Annotated in this window: 4 protein-coding genes; 1 reads left to right on the top strand and 3 read right to left on the bottom strand. The window is 39.9% G+C overall.

The window, feature by feature from the left end; all coding sequences use genetic code 11:
- Nucleotides 1–416 precede the first annotated feature (416 nt).
- From E2K52_RS13350 to E2K52_RS13360, 3 genes are read right to left on the bottom strand one after another with little or no spacing between them, the layout of a single operon-like run.
- On the bottom strand, nucleotides 417–1,406 hold the full coding sequence (locus E2K52_RS13350; RefSeq protein WP_005093385.1) for a copper resistance protein B: 990 nt from the start codon (nucleotides 1,404–1,406) through the stop codon (nucleotides 417–419).
- A complete protein-coding gene (locus E2K52_RS13355) occupies nucleotides 1,393–3,135 on the bottom strand; it encodes a multicopper oxidase domain-containing protein (RefSeq protein WP_151205526.1) in 1,743 nt (580 codons plus the stop codon). The genes E2K52_RS13350 and E2K52_RS13355 overlap by 14 nt, the downstream gene beginning before the upstream one ends.
- Before the next feature lie 48 nt (nucleotides 3,136–3,183).
- On the bottom strand, nucleotides 3,184–3,627 hold the full coding sequence (locus E2K52_RS13360) for a hypothetical protein (RefSeq protein ID WP_227548249.1): 444 nt from the start codon (nucleotides 3,625–3,627) through the stop codon (nucleotides 3,184–3,186).
- 284 nt (nucleotides 3,628–3,911) lie between these two features.
- Between E2K52_RS13360 and E2K52_RS13365 the strand changes: the two genes are divergently transcribed.
- Nucleotides 3,912–5,025 (top strand): ISNCY family transposase (locus E2K52_RS13365; RefSeq protein WP_151205527.1); only part of this gene is annotated, 1,114 nt, incomplete at its 3' end.

Raw genomic sequence — 5,025 nt, forward strand, 5'->3', positions numbered from 1 at the left:
AAAAATTCCAGTATGCCGCATAGCCGCAAAGGGCCGGAATTGACGTAAGCAAATGCGTATAAGATCGGATAAAAACCGTCCCCTTTTTATCCGCAGAAATTGGGGATATTTTCTTACCGGAGAAGGCTGACAACATTGAAGAAAGTTTTAATTTGATTAAGAAACAATCAATTTTATTGGCGGAATATATCAAAACAGTTTAAAAAAAAGCCGACTTGTTTCCAAGTCAGCTTTTCGACATCGTCGAGCATTATCACTATAACACAAGTATCTGATTTTTATATATTTAAAATATACGTTTCGTATAAGCTCTATTATGTTAAATGGGAGGGAGCAAAATAAGTTAACATTTTGCTTCCGGCCACATTAAGCTAGAGTTTTATTTAAATAAAGCTATTTAGTAATCATTAAATTAATTAAAATCTAAATCTAACACCAGCTCCATATAACCAACCTTTCTCAGAGTTTGATTCTATTTGCCACGACGTTTCATCATTACCTTTTGAATACTCATAGGCAATGTCGATATACGGCATGATCTTTTTACTGATTTCATAGCGAGTTTCAAGCCCTGCGGTTGCACTGCTTAAACCAGTTTTTTTCGCATATTTAGAGTCATCACTAAAGATCGCATCCAACTCTAAATAAGTTTGAATAATCAACTTTTGCGTAATCAGAAAATCACGTTCCGTTTCTAGACTAAAACCCGCATAACTGTCTTCTCCTGCATAGAGATAAGCATCAGTTTCAAAGAAATATGGTGCCATACCATGTAAGCCAATCACTGCATCAACATTTTCTTCGGTGTCTTTGCGATGATCATCGAGTTCAACTTTTTCACTGCGATAACGTGCACCAATCTGTGCATCCCAAAAGTCTGAAATCATACGGCTATATAAAAGTTTGGCATCATAATGTGCATCATGCGATTCTTCTTTATCGGCATGAACTTTAATAAAAACCTTATTTTCATCTGTGCCAATACGGGTTTCAAACTCTGACTTTAAACCGCCTGTGCCATCTTCATTGACAAACCACTTATTATCCACCGTCGTAATCGCATAAATTTGCGCACCGTGTTCTGAGCGATGATCATAATGCGAACTCTGCTGAGTATTCGCATCTGGTACATGATGTAAATGATTAACCGTAGATGTTGCCTGATGTTGTGCATGATTCATCTGACCATGGTTCATTTTCCCCATCATCTGCATGTGTTGTGCATGCTCTTGTGCAGAATGTTGTGAATGATTCATCTCAGACATGGCTTGATGATTCATTGATGGCATATTTTTCCCATTATTCTGAGTAGTTGAATGATGCCCTTCGTGCGCCACACTTAAGGTCGTTAAACTCAATACCGCAACAGAAAAAATCGCTTTCAATACAAAATTAGTGATGTGCATGTTCAGCTCCTTTTTGCTCAGTTACTTGTTGAGTTTGAGTCGAATTTGTACCTTGAATTGGCATTGTAGATACTTGTTCATCGCTAACATTCGCCACGATTAACTTGTTCATCATCCCCGCACTCATGTGATACAACAAATGACAATGGATTGCCCATTCACCCAATTCATCCGCAGTTAATAAAGCCGTAACTGTTTTACCCGGTGGTACGATCAATGTGTGTTTATTTGGCATATCTACCGACTCTTGACCATTCTCCAACTGCATAAACATACCGTGTAAATGCATCGGGTGCGCCATCATACTGTCATTAATAAATTTGATACGGATACGCTCGCCATATTTCACTTTTAACGGCTCAGCATCACTAAATTTTTTACCGTTAATGGTCCAAATATAACGTTCCATAGTACCGCCCAAACGCACGGCCAATTCACTGCTGGCTTCACGAGTATCTTTTTGCGGCTCTAATGATTTTAAATCGCTATATTGCAAGGCTTTATTACCTGCAGGTGTAGAGGCATTTGCCCAACCATAAACCACTTGATCATTTTTTTGCGGTTTTACTGCGCTATGCTGTGAATGATCCGTGCCTTTCATATCGCCATGGTTCATTTTCGAATGATCCATTCCTGAATGATCACCACCACCATGTCCCATATCTTCCATAGTCAAAAGCGAGCGTGGACGTGGCTGAGGCATATGAATGCCGTGTGTCACAGGATTTAGTTCATTGTGTAGCGTACCAATCGCATAACCTGAACGGTCAATTGACTCAGCTTCAATTTGATAATGTCCACCTTTTGGCTCCACAATCACATCATAAGTTTCAGCCGTACCAATACGGAATTCATCTACAGAAATGGGTTTCACAGGCTGACCATCAGCACTAACCACAGTCATTTTCAAGTTAGGAATACGGACATCGTAGAAAGACATCGCAGATGCATTCACAAAACGTAGGCGAATTTTTTCATTCGGTTTAAACATTCCTGTCCAATTTTGTTCAGGTGTTTTGCCATTAATGAGGAAGGTATAACCTGTAACATCCGACATGTCGGTTTTTAGCATACGCATCTGATTCCACATTTTGCGGTCAGACCATGTCGCTTTTATGCCATCACGTTTAACCTGCTTCCAAACATCACCCAAGGTTTCACGCTGATCTTGATAATATTCAGCTGAAATTTTAAGATCTTTCTGAATTTGATCACTGGTTTTTTCATGAAAATCTGACAACATCACCACATAGTCACGTTCAGCTTTTTCATGTGCTGCCAATGGTGTTTTACCTTTTGGATAAATCACAAAAGAACCATATAAGCCGTCTTGTTCCTGTCCTTTAGAATGAGCGTGATACCAATAAGTCCCGCTTTGGCGAATCTTGAATTTATAAACATACTCGCTTTGAGGCTTAATACCGTTAAAACCATTAAATCCTGGTACACCATCCATAATGCCCGGCAACAACAGTCCGTGCCAATGAATAGAAGAATCTTGGTTTTTTAAATTATTTTTCACGCGAATGATGGCTTCATCACCCTCTTCAAACTCAAGCAAAGGCGCAGGAAATTGACCATTTACGGTAATGCGCTTTACAGGCTTTCCAGTTGGGCTGACCACTGCTTCATCAATAACAAGCTGATATTCACGCACTTCGGCAAAAACCAAAGGCGACGATGCAAAACAAATACCTGCTAATAGGTACGAACTAATTTTATGAGACATAACTTAACCTTAATTTTTGAAAAATAAATAAATTTTAAAAAAAATTGGTTAAGTTTTAGGAGGACGTGAAATTTCTTGCCAATACCCATTTAGATATTGGTTGAGGTAATAAAAATTAGGCTGATCTATAGAATAGAAGGTATCTAGGGGATCTAGCGAGCTTTGCAAAGAATGAAGACATGAGATCTGTGTCTGGCAGGATAAGCTAGAACATTCCTGACACTTTTTGTGATCTATATTCTGATTAATAGCTAAATGATTATGGCAATCGGTATTCGTCTGTACTTCGTGATTAATAGCTAAATGATTATGGCAATCGGTATTCGTCTGTACTTCGTGATTAATAGCTAAATGATTATGGCAATCGGTATTCGTCTGTACTTCGTGATTAATACCATGTTGAGTGACTTGCTGTGCTTGATCTAAACAATGATCTTGGCTCATTTCAGTTTGCATATTGATATGCATTATCTTTACTGATGCAACAGACACACTACTCCATCCTATGGCAAAAACCATAAGAAAACAAAACCAAAGTTTTTTGGAGAGATGAGTCAACACGAATGCTATCTAGGAATAGAATTTAATCCAATATATCTTAACGGAATTTCAACTATTTACAACTCAATATAATTTAGTAGTTTCTCTAAAATTAACATAATACACCTTATACGAAACGTGTTTGTTAGAACCCATTTAAAGTGTCTATATTCTCACCAATAAAAATGTCTGGTTTATGATGGTTTTTATCACCATGGACTGGATATAAAATATAGATGCTGATCACTATGTCTGACAAAGAAATTCAACGTCTTGCAGTTCTGCAAGACGTTCGAGATCATCGTATTACCCAAGTCCGTGCTGCTGAAATCCTGAATCTTTCCACCCGTCAAATTACCCGGTTATTGCAGAAGCTCAATCAAGATGGTGTTTCAGGCATGACGCATGCCAGTCGTGGTCAACCGGGTCATCGTCGCCATGACGTTCTGTTAAAATCAGAATGTCTTTCCATTATTTCTGAACATCTGCTGGGCTTTGGACCTACCTTGGCGCATGAGAAGCTCAGCAGCATGTTTGACCTGAATATCCCGGTAGAAACGGTTCGGCGCTGGATGACTGCAAATGACCTTTGGATTCCGCGATCCAAACGTCTAAAACGCCCATACCAGCCACGCTATAACCGTGATTGCTTCGGTGAGCTGATCCAGATTGATGGCTCATATCATGACTGGTTTGAAGGAAGAGCCACCAAATGCTGTTTGCTGGTTTATATCGATGATGCTACCGGCAAGCTGTTGCATCTACGCTTTTGTGAGGCTGAAACGACCTTTGACTATATGCTTTCAACCCGAGCCTACATTGAGCAATACGGCAAGCCCTTGGCCTTTTATAGCGATAAACACTCGGTATTTAGAGTCAACCAGAAATCCAGGCAAGACAGCCAGATCACGCAATTTGGGCGGATTCTGAATGAGTTAAACATTGATATTATCTTCGCCAATTCACCCCAGGCCAAAGGTCGCGTAGAGCGAGCGAATAGAACCCTTCAGGACCGTTTGATCAAGGAGATGCGCCTGGAAGGCATCTGTTCGATTGCAGAAGCAAATGCCTGGTTGCCCTGCTTTATTGAGCAGTTCAATCAGAAGTTCGCCAAATGTGCGCGAAACTCAAAGAACCTGCATCGACCATTAACCGAATCTGATCTTGAACTGGATGATATTTTTACCTGGCAGGAACCGCGTAAGGTCACCAAGAACCTGACGATTACCTATGACAAATGTATTTATCTGCTTGAACCGACAGAGCTGAATCATAAGCTTGCTGGGCAATACATTTCATTTCTGGAGTATCCGGATGGCACTGTGGCCCTCATGCATGAAGGACGAAAGC

This window comes from Acinetobacter sp. RF14B (assembly GCF_006864105.1).
Classification (GTDB): domain Bacteria; phylum Pseudomonadota; class Gammaproteobacteria; order Pseudomonadales; family Moraxellaceae; genus Acinetobacter; species Acinetobacter lwoffii_C.